8 protein-coding genes are annotated in these 18,326 nt (G+C 61.8%); 7 read left to right on the top strand and 1 reads right to left on the bottom strand.

The genetic code is table 11. The annotated features are described in order from the left end of the window. The first annotated feature begins 248 nt into the window (after positions 1–248). From rpoB to P6U23_RS25320, 3 genes are all read left to right on the top strand, one after another. The gene (gene rpoB / locus P6U23_RS25330; RefSeq protein WP_407175248.1) at positions 249–4,367 is read left to right on the top strand and encodes a DNA-directed RNA polymerase subunit beta; all 4,119 of its coding nucleotides are present in this window, start codon (positions 249–251) and stop codon (positions 4,365–4,367) included. A 128-nt stretch (positions 4,368–4,495) separates the two neighbouring features. Then, positions 4,496–8,695 (top strand): DNA-directed RNA polymerase subunit beta', encoded by a 4,200-nt coding sequence (rpoC, locus tag P6U23_RS25325; protein WP_407175247.1) that lies wholly within the window; start codon positions 4,496–4,498, stop codon positions 8,693–8,695. Between the two features lie 1,094 nt (positions 8,696–9,789). Then, entirely contained in the window at positions 9,790–10,719 is a 930-nt protein-coding gene (locus tag P6U23_RS25320) for an alpha/beta hydrolase family protein (RefSeq protein WP_407175246.1), read from the top strand. Positions 10,720–10,852: 133 nt separating this feature from the next. On the opposite strand, the gene P6U23_RS25315 is transcribed toward P6U23_RS25320, so the two are convergent. Beyond that, entirely contained in the window at positions 10,853–11,344 is a 492-nt protein-coding gene (locus P6U23_RS25315; protein ID WP_407175245.1) for a MarR family winged helix-turn-helix transcriptional regulator, read from the bottom strand. A 417-nt stretch (positions 11,345–11,761) separates the two neighbouring features. Between P6U23_RS25315 and P6U23_RS25310 the strand changes: the two genes are divergently transcribed. From P6U23_RS25310 to P6U23_RS25295, 4 genes are all read left to right on the top strand, one after another. After that, the gene (locus tag P6U23_RS25310; RefSeq protein ID WP_407175244.1) at positions 11,762–13,330 is read left to right on the top strand and encodes a porin; all 1,569 of its coding nucleotides are present in this window, start codon (positions 11,762–11,764) and stop codon (positions 13,328–13,330) included. A gap of 49 nt (positions 13,331–13,379) precedes the next feature. Then, positions 13,380–13,520 carry a hypothetical protein gene (locus P6U23_RS25305; RefSeq protein WP_407175243.1) on the top strand — a complete coding sequence of 47 codons (141 nt, stop codon included), beginning with the start codon at positions 13,380–13,382 and terminating at the stop codon, positions 13,518–13,520. Positions 13,521–13,988: 468 nt separating this feature from the next. After that, positions 13,989–16,043 (top strand): FAD-dependent oxidoreductase, encoded by a 2,055-nt coding sequence (locus P6U23_RS25300; RefSeq protein WP_407175242.1) that lies wholly within the window; start codon positions 13,989–13,991, stop codon positions 16,041–16,043. 116 nt (positions 16,044–16,159) lie between these two features. After that, complete coding sequence (locus tag P6U23_RS25295) at positions 16,160–18,175, top strand: ABC transporter ATP-binding protein (protein ID WP_407175241.1); 2,016 nt, start codon at positions 16,160–16,162, stop codon at positions 18,173–18,175. Positions 18,176–18,326: the final 151 nt, after the last annotated feature.

Here is an 18,326-nt window from a genome sequence, read left to right as displayed (position 1 = left end):
GCCGTTGGGAGAATAGGCAATTTCGGGCTTTTGCAGTCCGTGACGGAAATGGTTCTGACGGGCGGGCGCGCTCCTGCGCCCCGCGCGTCGTTTTGCGTTTTGATGGTCTGAAGAACAGATTCAGGACTTAAGCAGCCTGAAACCGGGCTTTCGGCCTTCGAAATGGATCAAAATTCAACCCGGGGGCGGTGGCAGTCGCGCTCCGGAAGGGTCGTCCCTCCTAAAGGGCGACGAAATGAGAGGCCCCGATGGCGCAGCAGACATTCACCGGTCGCAAACGCGTACGCAAGTTCTTTGGACATATTAAGGAAGTCGCCGAGATGCCGAACCTCATCGAGGTTCAGAAGGCGTCTTATGACCAGTTCCTGATGGTCGAGGAGCCCCAGGGCGGGCGTCCCGAGGAGGGTTTGCAGGCGGTTTTCCGCTCGGTGTTCCCGATTTCGGACTTTTCCGGCACCTCCATGCTGGAGTTCGTCCGGTATGAGTTCGAACCGCCGAAATATGACGTCGACGAGTGCCGCCAGCGCGGCATGACCTTTGCTGCGCCCCTGAAGGTGACGCTGCGCCTGATCGTGTTCGATATCGATGAAGAGACCGGTGCCAAATCGGTCAAGGACATCAAGGAGCAGGACGTCTATATGGGCGACATTCCGCTCATGACGATGAACGGCACCTTCATCGTCAACGGCACCGAGCGCGTCATCGTTTCCCAGATGCACCGTTCGCCGGGCGTGTTCTTCGATCACGATAAGGGCAAGACCCATTCCTCGGGCAAGCTCCTGTTCGCTGCGCGCGTCATTCCCTATCGCGGGTCCTGGCTCGACATCGAGTTCGACGCCAAGGACATCGTCTACGCGCGCATCGATCGTCGCCGCAAGATTCCCGTGACCTCGCTGATGTTCGCGCTCGGTCTCGACGGCGAGCAGATCCTTTCGACCTTCTACAAGAAGATCCTCTACAAGCGCACCAAGGAAGGCTGGCGCGTTCCGTTCGACGCCAACCGCTTCCGCGGCTACTCGACCGTCAACGACCTGATCGACGCCGACACCGGCAAGGTCGTGCTCGAGGCGGGCAAGAAGCTCACCGTGCGCGCCGCCCGCCAGCTCCAGGAGAAGGGGCTGAAAGCGCTGCGCATGTCGGATGAGGAACTGGTCGGCAATTATGTCGCCGAGGATCTCGTCAATCCGAAGACGGGCGAAATCTATGCCGAAGCCGGCGAGGAGATCACCGAGAAGCTTCTGAAGTCGCTGAACGAGCAGGGCTACAAGGAACTGCCGCTGCTCGACATCGACCATGTCAATGTCGGCCCTTACATCCGCAACACGCTGCATGCCGACAAAAACATGACGCGCGAAGACGCGCTGTTCGACATTTATCGCGTGATGCGTCCGGGCGAGCCGCCGACGCTGGAGTCGGCACAGGCGATGTTCCAGTCGCTGTTCTTCGATGCCGAGCGCTACGATCTTTCCGCGGTCGGCCGCGTCAAGATGAACATGCGCCTCGACCTCGATGCGCCCGACACGCAGCGCACGCTGCGCAAGGAAGACATCCTGTCGGTCATCAAGACGCTGGTCGACCTGCGCGACGGCAAGGGTGAGATCGACGACATCGACCATCTCGGCAACCGCCGCGTCCGCTCGGTCGGCGAGCTCATGGAGAATCAGTACCGCATCGGTCTCTTGCGCATGGAGCGCGCGATCAAGGAACGCATGTCCAGTGTCGATATCGACACCGTGATGCCGCAGGATTTGATCAACGCCAAGCCGGCGGCCGCCGCGGTGCGTGAGTTCTTCGGCTCCTCGCAGCTTTCGCAGTTCATGGACCAGACCAACCCGCTGTCCGAGATCACCCATAAGCGCCGCCTGTCGGCGCTCGGGCCGGGCGGTCTGACCCGCGAGCGCGCGGGCTTCGAGGTGCGCGACGTGCACCCGACGCATTACGGCCGTATCTGCCCGATCGAGACGCCGGAAGGTCCGAACATCGGCCTGATCAACTCGCTCGCCACCTTCGCGCGCGTGAACAAATACGGCTTCGTCGAGACGCCGTACCGCAAGGTCAAGGACGGCCGCGTCACCGACGAGGTGGTGTACCTCTCGGCGATGGAGGAGGGACGTTATCGCGTTGCGCAGGCCAACGTGCCGCTCGACGCAAAGGGCCGCTTCACCGAAGACCTCGTGGTCTGCCGTCACGCCGGCGAGGTCGTGCCGATGACGCCGGACAAGGTCGACTATATGGACGTCTCGCCGAAGCAGCTCGTGTCGGTGGCCGCCGCGCTGATCCCGTTCCTCGAGAACGACGACGCCAACCGCGCGCTGATGGGCTCGAACATGCAGCGCCAGGCGGTCCCGCTGGTTCGCGCCGAGGCGCCGTTCGTCGGCACCGGCATGGAAGGCGTGGTCGCCCGCGACTCCGGCGCCGCAATCGCGGCTCGCCGCTCCGGCGTGGTCGACCAGATCGACGCCACTCGCGTCGTCATCCGCGCCACCGAAGATCTCGATCCGACCAAATCGGGCGTCGATATCTACCGGCTGATGAAGTACCAGCGCTCCAACCAGTCGACCTGCATCAACCAGCGTCCGCTGGTGAAGGTCGGCGACACCGTCAAGAAGGGCGACATCATCGCCGACGGTCCGTCGACCGATCTCGGCGAGCTCGCGCTCGGCCGCAACGTGCTGGTCGCGTTCATGCCGTGGAACGGCTACAACTTCGAAGACTCCATCCTGCTCTCCGAGCGGATCGTGAAGGAGGACGTCTTCACCTCGATCCACATCGAGGAATTCGAGGTGATGGCCCGTGACACCAAGCTCGGTCCTGAGGAAATCACCCGCGATATTCCGAACGTCTCGGAAGAAGCGCTGAAGAACCTCGACGAAGCCGGCATCGTCTATATCGGCGCGGAAGTGCGGGCCGGCGACATCCTGGTCGGCAAGATCACGCCGAAGGGCGAGAGCCCGATGACGCCGGAAGAGAAGCTGTTGCGCGCGATCTTCGGCGAAAAGGCCTCTGACGTGCGTGACACCTCGCTGCGCGTGCCACCGGGCGTGCAGGGCACGATCGTCGAAGTGCGCGTGTTCAACCGGCACGGCGTCGACAAGGACGAGCGTGCGCTCGCGATCGAGCGGGAGGAGATCGAGCGTCTCGCCAAGGACCGCGATGACGAGCAGGCGATTCTCGACCGCAACGTCTACAGCCGCCTTGCCGAGCTGTTGGAAGGCCGCCAGGGCATCGCGGGTCCGAAGGGCTTCAAGAAGGACACCAAGATCACCCGCGCGGTGCTCGATGAGTATCCGAAGTCGCAGTGGTGGCTGTTCGCTTCGCCCAACGACAAGCTGATGGCCGAAATCGAGGCCATGCGGAAGCAGTACGATGAGTCGAAGAAGGGGCTCGAGCAGCGCTTCCTCGACAAGGTCGAGAAACTGCAGCGCGGCGACGAATTGCCGCCCGGCGTCATGAAGATGGTCAAGGTCTTCGTCGCGGTGAAGCGCAAGATCCAGCCCGGCGACAAGATGGCCGGCCGTCACGGCAACAAGGGCGTCGTGTCCAAGATCGTGCCGATCGAGGACATGCCGTTCCTCGAGGACGGCACGCATGCGGACATCGTGCTCAACCCGCTCGGCGTGCCCTCGCGCATGAATGTCGGCCAGATTCTCGAGACGCATCTCGGCTGGGCCTGCGCGGGCCTCGGCCGGCGCATCGCGCAGACGGTTGATGCCTACTATTCGAAGCAGGACATCAAGCCGCTGAAGGAGACCTTGAAGCGGATCTATGGCGACGACGAGACGATCAAGACGCTCAACGACAATGAGCTGATCGAACTCGGCCGGAACCTGAGCCACGGTGTGCCGATCGCAACGCCGGTGTTCGACGGCGCCAAGGAGACTGACATCGAGGAGATGCTGAAGCTTGCCGGTCTCGACGCATCGGGCCAGTCGACCGTCTATGACGGCCGGACCGGCGATCCCTTCGATCGCAAGGTGACGGTGGGCTACATCTACATGCTCAAGCTGCACCATCTGGTCGACGACAAGATCCATGCGCGTTCGATCGGACCGTACTCGCTGGTCACCCAGCAGCCGCTGGGCGGCAAGGCGCAGTTCGGTGGCCAGCGCTTCGGCGAAATGGAGGTGTGGGCGCTGGAGGCTTATGGCGCGGCCTACACGCTGCAGGAGATGCTGACGGTGAAGTCGGACGACGTCGCCGGCCGCACCAAGGTGTACGAGGCGATCGTGCGCGGCGACGACACGTTCGAGGCCGGTATTCCGGAATCGTTCAACGTGCTGGTCAAGGAAATGCGCTCGCTCGGCCTCAACGTCGATCTGCACAACTCCAAGATGGGGCCGGCCCCGACCTCCGAGGCGGCCGAGTAGCGAAGACATTGATGCCCGGCGCCCCGCGCCGGGCATGCGCGCCTGACCCGCACAAGAAAGGGCAGTGCGGCCTCGACCAAAGATTTCGAATTTCCTGCCGGCCTTGACCGGCACGCGAGGAGAAGACGATGAACCAAGAGATTATGAATCTCTTCAACCCGACCACGCCGGCTCAGGTCTTTGACCAGATCCGGATTTCGATCGCGTCCCCCGAAAAGATTCTGTCCTGGTCCTACGGCGAGATCAAGAAGCCGGAGACCATCAACTACCGCACCTTCAAGCCCGAGCGTGACGGCCTGTTCTGCGCGCGCATCTTCGGGCCGATCAAGGACTATGAGTGCTTGTGCGGCAAGTACAAGCGGATGAAATACAAGGGCATCATCTGCGAAAAGTGCTCGGTCGAGGTGACGCTGTCGCGTGTGCGGCGCGAGCGCATGGGCCATATCGAGCTCGCAGCTCCCGTTGCCCACATCTGGTTTTTGAAGTCGCTGCCCTCCCGCATAGGCCTTCTGCTCGACATGACGCTGAAGGACCTCGAGCGGATCCTGTACTTCGAATATTACGTCGTGCTCGAGCCGGGTCTCACCTCGCTCAAGGACCGTCAGCTTCTGTCGGAAGACGAGTATCTGAAGGCGCAGGATGAGTTCGGCCAGGACTCGTTCACCGCCATGATCGGCGCGGAGGCGATCCGCGAGATGCTCAAGGCGCTCGACCTCGAGAAGCTCGAGACCTCGCTGCGCGCGGAGATGGCCGAGACCGACTCCGACATCAAGCACAAGAAGCTCGCCAAGCGGCTGAAGATCGTCGAGGCGTTCCGCCATTCCGGCAACAAGCCGGAATGGATGATCATGACCGTGATCCCGGTGATTCCGCCGGACCTGCGTCCGCTGGTGCCGCTGGACGGCGGCCGTTTTGCGACCTCGGACCTCAACGATCTCTATCGCCGCGTCATCAACCGCAACAACCGGTTGAAGCGGCTGATGGAGCTGCGCGCGCCCGACATCATCATCCGCAACGAAAAGCGCATGTTGCAGGAGGCCGTCGACGCGCTGTTCGACAACGGCCGCCGCGGCCGCGTCATCACGGGCGCCAACAAGCGGCCGCTGAAGTCGCTCGCCGACATGCTGAAGGGCAAGCAGGGCCGCTTCCGCCAGAATCTGCTCGGCAAACGCGTCGACTATTCGGGGCGTTCGGTGATCGTAGTCGGTCCGGAGCTGCGCCTGCACCAGTGCGGCCTGCCGAAGAAGATGGCGCTGGAGCTGTTCAAGCCCTTCATCTATTCGCGGCTTGACGCCAAGGGCCTGTCCACCACGGTGAAGCAGGCGAAAAAGCTGGTCGAGAAGGAACGGCCCGAGGTCTGGGACATCCTGGACGAGGTGATCCGCGAGCACCCCGTTCTGCTCAACCGTGCTCCGACCCTGCACCGCCTCGGCATCCAGGCTTTCGAGCCGGTCTTGATCGAAGGCAAGGCGATCCAGCTCCATCCGCTGGTCTGCGCTGCCTTCAACGCCGACTTCGACGGCGACCAGATGGCCGTGCACGTTCCGCTGTCGCTGGAAGCGCAGCTCGAAGCGCGCGTGCTGATGATGTCGACCAACAACATCCTGCACCCGGCGAACGGTCAGCCGATCATCGTGCCGTCGCAGGACATCGTGCTCGGCCTCTACTATCTCTCGATCATGCGCGAGGGCATGCCCGGCGAGGGCAAGTCGTTCGGCGACATGGCCGAGCTCGAGCACGCGCTGCATGCCAAGGTCATCCACCTCCACAGCAAGATCAAGTATCGCTGGGAAGGTGCGGATGAGGCCGGCAAGCCGGTCCGCCGCTGGATCGAGACCACGCCTGGCCGTGTGATGCTCGGCAACGTGCTGCCGAAGCACCCGAAGATCGCGTTCGACATCATCAACAAGCTGATGACCAAGCGCGAAATCTCGGGCGTGATCGATCAGGTCTATCGCCACTGCGGCCAGAAGGAGACGGTCATCTTCTGCGACCGCATCATGGCGCTCGGCTTCTACAATGCGTTCAAGGCCGGTATCTCCTTCGGCAAGGACGACATGGTGGTGCCGCACGGCAAGTGGAAGATCGTCGATTCCACGCGCACGCTCGCGAAGGATTTCGAGCAGCAGTACAATGACGGCCTGATCACCCATGGCGAGAAGTACAACAAAGTGGTCGACGCCTGGTCGAAGGCGACCGAAGAAATCGCCAAGGAGATGATGAAGGAGATCTCCGCGACCAAGAAGACGTCCAAGGGCGCGGATGCCGACATTAACTCAATCTACATGATGGCCCATTCCGGTGCGCGTGGTTCGCCCGCGCAGATGCGTCAGCTCGCCGGCATGCGCGGCCTGATGGCCAAGCCGTCGGGCGAGATCATCGAGACGCCGATCATCTCCAACTTCAAGGAGGGCCTCTCGGTGCTGGAATACTTCAACTCGACCCACGGCGCCCGCAAGGGCCTCGCGGATACCGCGTTGAAGACCGCGAACTCCGGTTACCTGACCCGCCGCCTGGTCGACGTGGCGCAGGACTGCATCATCAATGCCGACGACTGCGGCACCAATCTCGGCATCAAGATGCGCGCCATCGTCGATGCCGGCACGGTCGTCGCGTCGCTGGGCTCCCGCATTCTCGGCCGCGTGGCGGGCGAGGACGTGCGCGATCCCGCGTCCAACAAGGTGGTCGTCAAGCGCGGAACGCTGATGGAGGAAAGCCACGTGGATGCCATCCAGCAGGCTGGCATTCAGGAGGTGAAGATCCGCTCGGCGCTGACCTGCGAGCTCGTCAACGGCATCTGCGGCAAATGCTATGGCCGCGATCTCGCCCGCGGCACGCCGGTCAACCACGGCGAAGCGGTCGGCGTCATCGCCGCGCAGTCGATCGGCGAGCCCGGCACGCAGCTCACCATGCGTACCTTCCACATCGGCGGTGCGGCGCAGATCAACGAGCAGTCCTTCGTGGAATCGAACTTCGAAGGCAAGATCGTCATCAAGAACCGCGCCGTGGCCAGGAACAGCGAGGGCCACCTGATCGCGATGGTGCGCAACATGGTGGTCGCGATCGTCGATGCCGACGGCACCGAACGGGCGACCCACCGCATCCAGTACGGTTCGCGCATGCATGTCGACGAAGGCGACATGGTCAAGCGTGGCCAGCGGATCGCGGAATGGGATCCCTATACCCGGCCGGTGCTGTCGGAGGCCGAGGGCACGATCGGATTCGAGGATTTGGTCGAGGGCCAGTCGATCTCGGAGACGCTCGACGAGTCCACGGGTATCGCCAAGCGTGTCGTCATCGATTGGCGCACGACCCGGGGTGGTTCCGACCTGCACCCGGCGATCGTGGTCAAGGGCAAGGACGGCAAGGTGCAGAAGCTCGCGCGTGGCGGCGATGCCCGCTACATGCTGTCGGTCGACGCCATTCTGTCGGTCGACGTCGGCACGGTGGTCAAGCCCGGCGACATCCTGGCGCGTATCTCCACCGAAAGCGCCAAGACGCGCGACATCACCGGCGGTCTGCCGCGGGTGGCGGAACTGTTCGAGGCTCGCAAGCCGAAGGATGCGGCGATCATCGCTGAGATCGCCGGTACCATCCGCTTCGGCCGCGATTACAAGAACAAGCGTCGCATCTCGATCGAGCCGCTCGACAAGACCGAAGAGCCGCGTGAGTACCTGATCCCGAAGGGCAAGCACATCCACTTGCAGGACGGCGACGTCGTCGAAAAGGGCGACTTCATCGTCGAGGGCAATCCGGCACCGCACGACATCCTGGCGATCAAGGGCATCGAGGAACTCGCCGCCTATCTGGTCAACGAAATCCAGGAGGTCTATCGGCTGCAGGGCGTGCTCATCAACGACAAGCACATCGAGGTGATTGTCCGTCAGATGCTGCAGAAGGTGGAGATCACCGATCAGGGTGACACCGACATGATCGCGGGCGAGCAGGTCGACAAGATCGAGTTCGACGCGCTCAACGCCAAGGCCAAGGAGGAGGGCAAGAAGCCCGCCACGGGTACGCCGGTTCTGCTCGGCATCACCAAGGCGAGCCTGCAGACCCGCTCCTTCTTCTCGGCGGCCTCCTTCCAGGAGACCACCCGTGTGCTCACCGAAGCCGCCGTCAACGGCAAGGTGGACCCGCTGGAAGGCCTCAAGGAGAACGTCATTGTCGGCCGTCTGATCCCGGCCGGTACCGGCGCCTCGATGGCGAGGATCCGCGAAGTCGCGATGAAGCGCGACAAGCTGATTCTGGACGAGCGCGAGAAGCAGGCGGCCATCGTGCCGTCGGCGCCGGAGACCGAACCGTTGGCGTTGCCGCCGGCGGAGTAATCCCGATTCCATCGACGAAAAGGCCGGCTCGCGCCGGCCTTTTTTGTTGCTGGTTGTGAACTGGCGTTGCTGGCAGCCGTTCTCGATCGATCACAGCGCTGCATTCGAGACGCGAGAGCGTCACATACTGGCCGCATCGCGCAGCGTGCACATCCTCAAACAAGAAGATGAGGTCAGGTCGGTATCACGATGAATGCAGAACCGCTTGCCCGCTCGGCTGAAGCGGTCATGCTCGTTGCTCATTCGATGATTTGAGAGCGCGCTGATTGCGCAATTAGTTGCGGTTGGGCGCGATCCGATCGTCCGATGCAAGGTGCGGCTTATCACCAATTCGTGTGCCCGCACCGTCACTCCCGCTAAGCCCTCATGGTGCAGGAGTTTTTCGCGTTCGGTACCGCGTCTCTGTGTTGCGTTGCGACAACTTTGACCTTGACCGGACGGTTTCCGAACTATACTATGATCTTTACAGTGTAAAGATATGTGAAGACCGCGTTCGCAAAACCGCAAACAAGACGCATTAAGCAGGGGCGCGGTGGCGTGGACTGGAAAGGCGGCATATGCCGGGCGCATCAATCGTAGGGGCTCTGCGCGGCAGCAGTCATTTGCGGCGCGCGGGACTGCTTGATCCGCGCGCGGCAACAATTGGCAGCAACCGCCGCGAAAACTCATTTGCTCGCAAACGAACGATGTTAGGCCTTGATCGCGCTGCTCGGCTTTGCGCGCAATGCGCTCATGCGCGCAAGATCGGCCGTCGCGAATCCGAGCGCCTGCACATTTACGGCAAATCCTGCAGCGCTCTACCTCGTCCCATTGGAAATGATGGGTACCCATGCACCGACGGCGTGGGCTATCGTCTTCCCCAGAGCAAGGCGATTGGCTAAGTCACCTGACGGAATAATGCCTTGAACCTTCACCACATGAAATTTGAAGCGAGCCCTGCAGGTCAGGCCTTTTGGCCCGACAGGGAAGACTTGTCGGTCGAATTCACGCGTCTGCTTGGCGCCGCCCAAGAAGGCGGATCTACCGTTGCCGAGTGCTTGCTGACCGCGAGCCGCATCGACTTTTCCGACGACGAGTCATGGCACGCGGAATGGATGAGAATCGCTGAGGCAAGCGACAAGCGGGGCCATGCGGCGCTGCGCGGCGGCAATGTCTTGACGGCAAACAGCAACTGGCTCCGCGCGATCGGCTACTACCAGGCTGCAGCCTTTCCTTTCGAGCGCACCGACGAACGACATCACGCCGCTGTCGAGAGCATGCGCAGTTGCGCCGCCAACTATGTTCGCCACCGCGACCCAGCGGGTGAGGTGGTCTTGATTCCCTGGGCAAGCGGCTATCCGCTCGAGGCCTATTTTCTGCCACCCCGCGACGGATCGGGCCCCCGACCGGCGGTGATTTGTATCGGTGAGCCCGGACAGCCGAAGGAAGAATATCTGTTCAAGATGGCGCGCTACGCCAATGACCGCGGCATGTCGTTGCTGGCGGTCGATCTCTTGGGGGCGGGGTCCGACGAGCCCTTCGAGGACGTGGTCGGCCGATCTGATCTGGAGACCGTGATCGGCGACATCATGGACTATCTCGTCGCAAGGGATGACGTCGACGCCCGTCAAATCGCGATCGTTGCAGACGGCGGCAGCTCATCCTTTGTCGCGCGTGGAATTGCATTCGATGACCGCTTTGCGGCCGCCGTTTGCGACGGCGGCATCTGGGACTTGCATGAACGGGCTTTCCTGCGCGAACGCTTCGGACGTACCGGCTCCGGTGCTGCCGTGAGCAGGGTAGCACGCAACATCAAATGCCCGGTATTGATTCCGGCCGGCGAGGGTGGCTGGCTCAAGGCCGATCGTGTGCGTGAACTCTACGAGGGTCTGAAGGCCGATGGTCGGGATGTGACGCTGAAGATCTTCACCAACGAGGAAACCGGCGCGGCGCAGGGACATTTGGATAATCCGACGCTGGCGAACGAGTTCATATTCGACTGGATCGCCGCGCGCCTGGGCAACGGCGAGCGCGTGGCCAGCTAGCGCAGCCGCTGATCTCCGCGATTCCAGCCAGCGCGTCCAACCTGCGGACGTCATTGTGAGCGTAAGCGCAGCAACCAAACTTTCTCCGCGGATGCAGTCCGGATTCTTCGTCGTCTTCGCTGCTCGTTCGGGCTCAGATGTCCAGGGTCACCTTCATGCAGGCCTTCTCGAGGCGCGCCTGCAGGGCGGCGAGTTTGTCGGTGATCTCTTCCAGCTCGCGGTTGTCGAACTCCGCAAAAATGAACTCGTTCAAGGTTTCCTGCTGCGAGGCCAGGCCTGCCAGATGCTTATAGGTCTTGTCGGTCAGCGACATCTGGACGATCCGCGCATCCTCGGTCGACGGCCGGCGGCGGACAAAACCCTTCTTCTCCAGAAGCTTTGACTGGGTGGTGACGAACGAGGAATCGACGTGCAGCCTCTTGGAGACGACGTTCACCGGCACGCCGTCATTCTGGTCCAGGTCCGCCAAGGCCATCAGGATCATCCATTGCGGACCGCTGATGCCGAGCGTCTTGGCCCAGTAGTAGCGCAGTTCTTCGAGGTGCACGCTGATCGCGGCGATCACCCAGGTGAGTCGCCTGATCGCATCCTGATTCTTGCCCGTCGCGCTGCTCAAGCCGGCCATCTTTGTCGGACCGCTTGGGCTCACGCTCCTCTTGCTGTTCGCTCCCATACCCCATCTTGTGCCAATTCTTCTGCAAAACAAGAAAAAAAGATCATTTACCAAGTCAATAAAGCAGCTTGCTGCGCTCTTTAAGCATCTGTGACGTTGCAAAAAGGATACATGCGTTCCGCAATCTAATAGCTGATCAAATAAACTATTTTGATTACCGAAGTGGCAAATGCATATTCGTTCCCGACGGCCTGGGGGTCCTGGATCGTCCCGTGAGGTGGTTCGCTCAAGTCCCGCGCATTTAGGGCGGGAAGTCCCAAAGGCGCGAAACGACTGAGCGGTTTTTAAGGGGACAAGGGGGTCGGCCCCTGGGGGGATGCAAATCCGCTTGGCCGGCGCCTTTCCCAGTGAGCAACTTGGAGGATTGAAATGAAGACGATTAAGAGCCTCATCCTCGGCTCTGCGGCGGGCTTGCTCGCCGTGGGCGGGGCGCAGGCTGCTGATCTTCCCGTAAAGGCCAAAGCGGTCGAATACGTGAAGGTCTGTTCGCTGTACGGTGCTGGTTTCTGGTACATCCCGGGCACCGACACCTGCATCAAGCTGGGCGGCTACTTCCGTATCGACACTACCTTCAACGGCAGCCGTACGCAGGACGGGCCGGCCTGGAACGGCGATTCCGGTCTCGGTGATCGCTACAAGAACTACTTCATCACCCGCTCGCGTTTCGCGTTCACGACCGATACGCGCACTGCGACCGAGTACGGCGTGGTCCGTACCTTCGCGCAGGCCGACATCCAGTTCGACACGCTGGGCAACGACTCGCAGAACCCGAACGGTCTCGCCACCAACCTCGGCAACAACCAGAACCTGTTGAACACAACCGGTGGCGGCTATGTCGCGGTTGAGTACGTGTTCATCCAGTTCGCTGGCTTCACCTTCGGTAAGTCGTCCTCGGCCTATGCGACGCCTTGGGAAGGGTATCCAGGCAACAACTCGTCCTACCTGCTCGGCGGTCACGATACCGTCACCGGTGTGAACAACATCCAATACACCGCGCAGTTCGGCAACGGCGTGTCGGCCACCATCGGTCTCGACGATCCGGTCGTGTACAACCGCACCGCCGTGTACAACCTCTCGGTCGGCCTCACTCCGGCCGGCACGTCGTCCAACGCCTATGCCGGCGTGCGTATGCCGGACGTGGTCGGCAACGTTCGCATCGACCAAGCCTGGGGCCTGTTCCAGATTTCGGGTGCGTTGCACGAGGTTAATGGCTCGTACAACACGCTCGGCTCGAGCGCAGCGCCGACGACTGCTTCGATCCTGTCGGGCTCTCCCGAGACGAAGTACGGTGGCTCGGTGATGGCTGCCTTGCAGATCAAGAACATCCCGACCGGACCCGGCGACGACATCAAGATCGACGCGAGCTGGGCGAAGGGCGACACCAAGAACGTGATCGCGACGTCTTCGACTTCGCCGAACTTCCTGATGGCGGGCGGTACGCTCGGTCAGTTCGGATCGGATGGCAGCATCGGCTTTGGTGCGACCACCGACGGCATCTGGTTGCCCACCACCTCCACGGTTGGCGGCGTCAGGGGCGACGGTTCGATCCACCTGACGGAGGCTTTTGGCTTCCGCGGTGCGTTCAACCACAATTGGGATCCCTACTGGTCGACCAGCTTGTTCGGTGGCTGGAGCTGGGTGAAGTATGACGACACCGCCAAGGTGCAGTACTGCGCTGCCTATGGTGCGGTCGTCGCCGGCCTGAACACGACTTATAGCTGCGATCCGAACTTCTCGGTCTCTCAGCTCGGCGTGATCACCCGCTGGACTCCGGTCAAGAACCTGACGTTCTCGGCCGAAGCGATGTGGACCCACCTGCACACCGGCTTCTCGGGATCGGCGACGTTCTCGCCGGGTGCACCGGAGCCGGCACAGACCTGGACATACAAGGATCAGGACACGCTGTCGTTCAACGTTCGCGCTCAGCGCAACTTCTGATCCCGCGATCGTCTCAAAATCTAACCTCAAAATCTAACAAAGCCCCCGGATGGAATTCCCTCCGGGGGCTTCGCTCGACTCCAAGGATCTGATCGCCGGTGCTGCCCAGACGACGATCTCGGGGCGGTCGAAAGGTGCGCCGATCGGCCTTCGCGTGATGCCGAAACGCCACACCACGCCGGAAGAATAACGCTTTCTTCAAAACCTTATTTACTCACATAATCTGATAACGTAGTGTCCTCCGCAGGTAGCCGGTCAAATCGTTTGACGGCAGCTTAGTCTCGGGGAGACGTCACTACTTTTTGCTAAACCTCCAAAAACCACCGGCGATGCCCCGCCGGTGGTTTTTCATTTTGGATCGGCGGGCAGGTCTTGAGGCTTCGCCGGGCCCTGACCGCGCGACAACCGGCAGGCGCGATGCCGCCCGGTCAGGCGGGGCGGTCCCGGTTTTCCGGAGAGGCGACCTCTGCGGGATGCCTCCGTATGACTACGGATCGGCCAAAAAGGCCGCCAAAAGAACCTATATTCTTCCTCCTTTCCCTGTTTGTGCGCTGCGCTGCGCGGTTTGTTCATCTTTCCTTCAGGCTGAAAAGCGCTTTTGCTGTTTTGACTTAGACCGGAAGTTCCTGGGGGAGCGGCCGGCAACCACGGAACAATCATGCTTGATCTCGCAATTGTCGGAGGCGGGCCCGGGGGCCTGATGAGCGCCTGGTATCTGAAGCGGAAACTGGGAAACCTGTGCCGCGTCACCATCTTCGAGGCGTCCGACCGCCTTGGCGGCAAGATCGCGACGCGCAAGTTCGATTCGGCTCCTGCAATGTATGAGGCGGGGGTCGCGGAGATTTACGACTACTCGATGACGGGGCCGGATCCCCTGCGCGAACTGATTCAGCATTTCGGCCTGCAGACGATTCCGATGGATGCCGAGCAGGTCCAGCTCGATGGTGAACTCCTCGACGACGTGCATGGCATGCGCCGCAAATACGGCGCCAAGACCGCGCAGGCCATCGAAGCCTTCCGCAGGCGCTGCAGCGAGATGATCTCTCCGATCGAATATTACGAAGGCGTCGGTGCGCACGATAACGAGCATCCGTGGAGCCAGATCACGGCGGATGAACTGCTCGACAGGGAGGTCGACGACGAGACCGCCAGGCGCTTCTTCAAGGTGATGGCCCGCTCCGACATCGCGACCGAAAGCCACAACACCAACGGCCTGAACGCGCTGAAAAACTTCGTGATGGATATCGACGGCTATATCGGCCTGTACTCGATCCAGAACGGCAACGAGCAGTTGATCGAGTGCCTGCAGTCCGAGGTCGATGCGGACATTCAGCTCAATCATCGCGTCCTCAAGGTCGGCAAGGCCGCATCCGGCCGCTACCGCCTCAACATGATGAACGGCAAGGGACCGGAGACGCGGGAATTCGACCTCGTGCTGATGTGCCTGCCGCACTCCTGGCTCGCGACCTTGGGCTGGGAGGGCGAGATCCTGCGCAAGTCGATGGTCAAGCACATCGCCTATTTCGACCGGCCGGCGCATTATCTGCGCGCATCGCTGCTGTTCGACGAGCCGTTCTGGGGCGACAAGATCCCGGGCGCCTGGTTCATGTCGGAGGCCTTCGGCGGCTGCTGCGTCTATAATGAAGGCGCGCGCCACGATGTCGGCAGGCACGGTGTGCTCAACTTCCTGATCCCAGGTTCCGACGCGCTGGCCTTTGCCAATCTCAGCGACGAGGAGCTGATCACGGCGGCGCTGAAGTCGCTCCCGGCCTCGCTCGGCGATGCCCGCGCGCACTTCATGGAAGGCAAGGTGCATCGCTGGCTGTCGTCGGTGAATGCGATCCCGGGCGGGCTGCCGGTGCGGGACGTCATGACCAATCATAGGCCTGAGCCGAATGAGCATCCGGGCCTGGTGCTGGTCGGCGACTATCTTTTCGATTCGACCCTCAACGGGCTGCTCGATTCCTCGGATGCCGCGACTGACATTATCGTCACCGAGATGATGCGCCTGCGCCGCGCGCGCGCACAGGACGGCAAGATGCTGTCCGACAAGATCGATCGCGACTATTTCGAGAATTACCGTGGGCTCGGCCCGTATCGTGACGTGTGGCGGCAGTTCACCGATCCCGCCTATCTGAGCGAGCTGATCAAGATCGTCTGGGGCCAGGACAAGGGCTTTAAGCTTCTGGTCGCCGGCTCCGCCAGCGGCGAATTGGTGGGCGCGCTGCGCGATCGCGGCATCGATGCCTGGGGGATCGAGAACAACCGGTTCGTCCACAACAAGACGCCGGAGGCGCTGAAGCCGTTCAATAAGTTCGGATCGATCGTCGACATGCCATTCGAGGACGGCGAGTTCGATTTTGTATTCGAGACCAGCCTGTGCCACGTCACCGAAAAGCAGGTCCTTCGCGCCATTCGCGAACTCAATCGTGTGATCAAGACCGGTCTCATCTTCGGATCGGTCACCTCGGACATGGCGCCTGGCCTGATCGACCGCTACGATCTCTTGCGCGGGGTGAAGAAGCTCGGCACCTGGTGGGAATGGTCTGAACTGTTTTTCAGCAACGGTTTCGACCTCTCCATGCATCGCCACGACTGCAGCGATGCGCTATGGGCCGCGACCCTTGCCGCGAACAAGGGACCCGGTCAGTGGTATGCGGACGCCGAGAGCCTGCGCTACTCGTTCTTCGACAAGGTCGACGACGAGGATTAACCTCGCCGTCGCATTGCCGTATTAGTTTTGTTGATCGCGCGATCGCATGGAATCGTTGCGGTGGCGCGCCTTGCCCTGTTTGCGGTCGTGCCGGCCGTGCAGCATCGGTTGGTCGAATGGCGCCCAAGCCTTCAGTGTCGGAAAAAGAGATCCTGAGCGCCCTGGATGCGCCGGAGCCGGATGAGCGGCTCGGCGCCCGAAAAAGCGCGCCCATGCGCGTCGTCGAAGAGCGTCCGGCGAAGCCGTCGTCCGACGAGCCGGAGGAGGACGATGAGGAGGCGCTGGAACTCGAGGACGACGATGAGGACGAAGAGCTCGTCGTCTTCAGCGCGAAGGAAGCCGCCGGTGCGCTCGCGACCATCTACGGTTTCATCAAACCCCTCCTAAGCAACTACAAGAAGACACTGGCATTCGTCAGCCTCGGCGTCGTCGTCGAGACGCTGTTCAACGTCATCATGCCGCTCAGCCTCAAGTTCCTGATCGATGATGCGCTGGGCGAGGAGGATTTCCAGGCCCTTTACCGCATCCTGGGCGTGCTGGCGGCAGCCGGCATCTTCACCTCGATCGTAGCCGTCTGGTACGAAAGATGGGACGCAAGGCTCGCGGCGGCGCTGATTTCAGATGTGCGCACGCGCTTGTTCGAGCATATCCAGAATCTGCCGGCCGCATTTTTCGCGCGCACCAAGCGCGGCGAAATCCTGTCGCGCTTTTCCGTCGACATGTCCGCATTCGAGGGATCGGTCAAAGGCTTTTCCAACAGCGCGGCGCTGCCGTTTCTCGAATTGATCGCCGGCATCATCCTGATGCTGTTCTTGAACTGGCAGCTTGCCGTAGTGTCCTTGCTCGTGTTCCCGATCACGCTGATCGGTCCGCGCATTCTCACGCCCAAGGCAGTGCAGGCGAATTACGAGCAGAAGCTCAACGAATCCGCGCTGCTCGGCATGCTGCAGGAGAATATCGCCGCGCAAGCGGTGGTGAAGGCCTTCAGCCTCCAGCGTAAAGCCTTCGGCTGGTTCCGTTTCCGCAACGACGAGGCGCGCCGCAAGATCGCTTCGGCCACGTTCCTGTCGACCATGGTCGAGCGTACCGTGACGATCGCGGTGCTGCTGCTGCACCTCGTCGTGCTGGCGATCGGCGCCTATCTCGCGACCAAGGGCCAGATCACCGTCGGCACTTTCGTCACCTTCGAGAGCGCGTTCTGGGAGGTGTCCTACAACATCGCCCATGTGATGCACTTCATCCCGGTCTCGATCTCCTCCGCCGCGGCGGTGCGTCACATCCAGGAACTCCTTGACGAGCCGACGCGTGGCGCCGACCGGCCCGGCGCGCCGGATCTGCCGGGCATCACCCATGACATCAGCTTTGATCATGTGACCTTCCAATATGAGGGCGCGCTGACGCCGGTGTTGGACGATTTCTCGCTCCGGCTCAACGTCGGCAAGACGATCGCGATCGTGGGCCCCAGTGGCTCGGGCAAGAGCACGCTGCTGAACCTGGTCCTTCGCCTCTACGTGCCCGACGAGGGGAGGGTCACGATCGACGGCGTCGACATCCGCAAGGTCACCCGAGCGTCGCTGCGCGGCTGCATGGCGGTGGTGTTTCAGGAAAACATGCTGTTCAACATGTCGATCCGCGAGAACATCCGGCTCGGCAAGGAGGATGCGACGGACGAGGAGGTGGTCGAGGCTGCGCGCAAGGCGGAGATCCATCGCTACATCATGAGCCTGCCGCAGAAATACGACACGGTCGTGGGCGAGCGCGGCGATACGCTCTCAGGCGGCCAGCGCCAGCGCATCGCGATTGCGCGCGCGATCATCCGCGATCCCGCGGTGCTGCTGCTTGACGAAGCGACCTCGGCGCTCGATCAGACCACGGAAGCCGCAATCAACCGCACGCTGCTCAAGCTCGCCAAGGGGCGAACGCTGATCTGGTCAACCCATCGCCTCACATCGGTGGTGGATATGGACGAAATTATCGTCATTTCGGGCGGCAAGGCGATCGAGCGCGGCTCGCATGAGGAACTCCTGGCGAAGAACGGCGTCTATCGCAAGCTCTGGGACGACCAAAGCCACGCGCAGCACGGTGCGGATCACGCTGACGACGAAGACGACGATGATGACGACGAGGACTGACCCGCGGCTTCACGCGCCACGGATGACAGGGATCCCTCGTTGGCCAGCCGGTCCACACGCGCATGCGCCACCCTCGCTTTGAGCCGTGCAATTCGCCGGTCAGCTCGCGAATCGACATTCGATAATCTCGCGCGTTAGCATGATCCGGGCA

This window comes from Bradyrhizobium sp. STM 3562 (assembly GCF_045571435.1).
Taxonomy (GTDB): Bacteria; Pseudomonadota; Alphaproteobacteria; order Rhizobiales; family Xanthobacteraceae; genus Bradyrhizobium.
This window is presented reverse-complemented; position numbering and strand designations above follow the sequence as displayed.

Coding starts and splice junctions, on each gene's coding strand:
- P6U23_RS25320 (WP_407175246.1), top strand. CDS start 9,790: ATGAGAATCGCTGAGGCAAGCGACAAGCGGGGCCATGCGGCGCTGCGC.
- rpoC (WP_407175247.1), top strand. CDS start 4,496: ATGAACCAAGAGATTATGAATCTCTTCAACCCGACCACGCCGGCTCAG.
- rpoB (WP_407175248.1), top strand. CDS start 249: ATGGCGCAGCAGACATTCACCGGTCGCAAACGCGTACGCAAGTTCTTT.
- P6U23_RS25300 (WP_407175242.1), top strand. CDS start 13,989: ATGCTTGATCTCGCAATTGTCGGAGGCGGGCCCGGGGGCCTGATGAGC.
- P6U23_RS25315 (WP_407175245.1), bottom strand. CDS start 11,344: ATGGCCGGCTTGAGCAGCGCGACGGGCAAGAATCAGGATGCGATCAGG.
- P6U23_RS25310 (WP_407175244.1), top strand. CDS start 11,762: ATGAAGACGATTAAGAGCCTCATCCTCGGCTCTGCGGCGGGCTTGCTC.
- P6U23_RS25295 (WP_407175241.1), top strand. CDS start 16,160: ATGGCGCCCAAGCCTTCAGTGTCGGAAAAAGAGATCCTGAGCGCCCTG.
- P6U23_RS25305 (WP_407175243.1), top strand. CDS start 13,380: ATGGAATTCCCTCCGGGGGCTTCGCTCGACTCCAAGGATCTGATCGCC.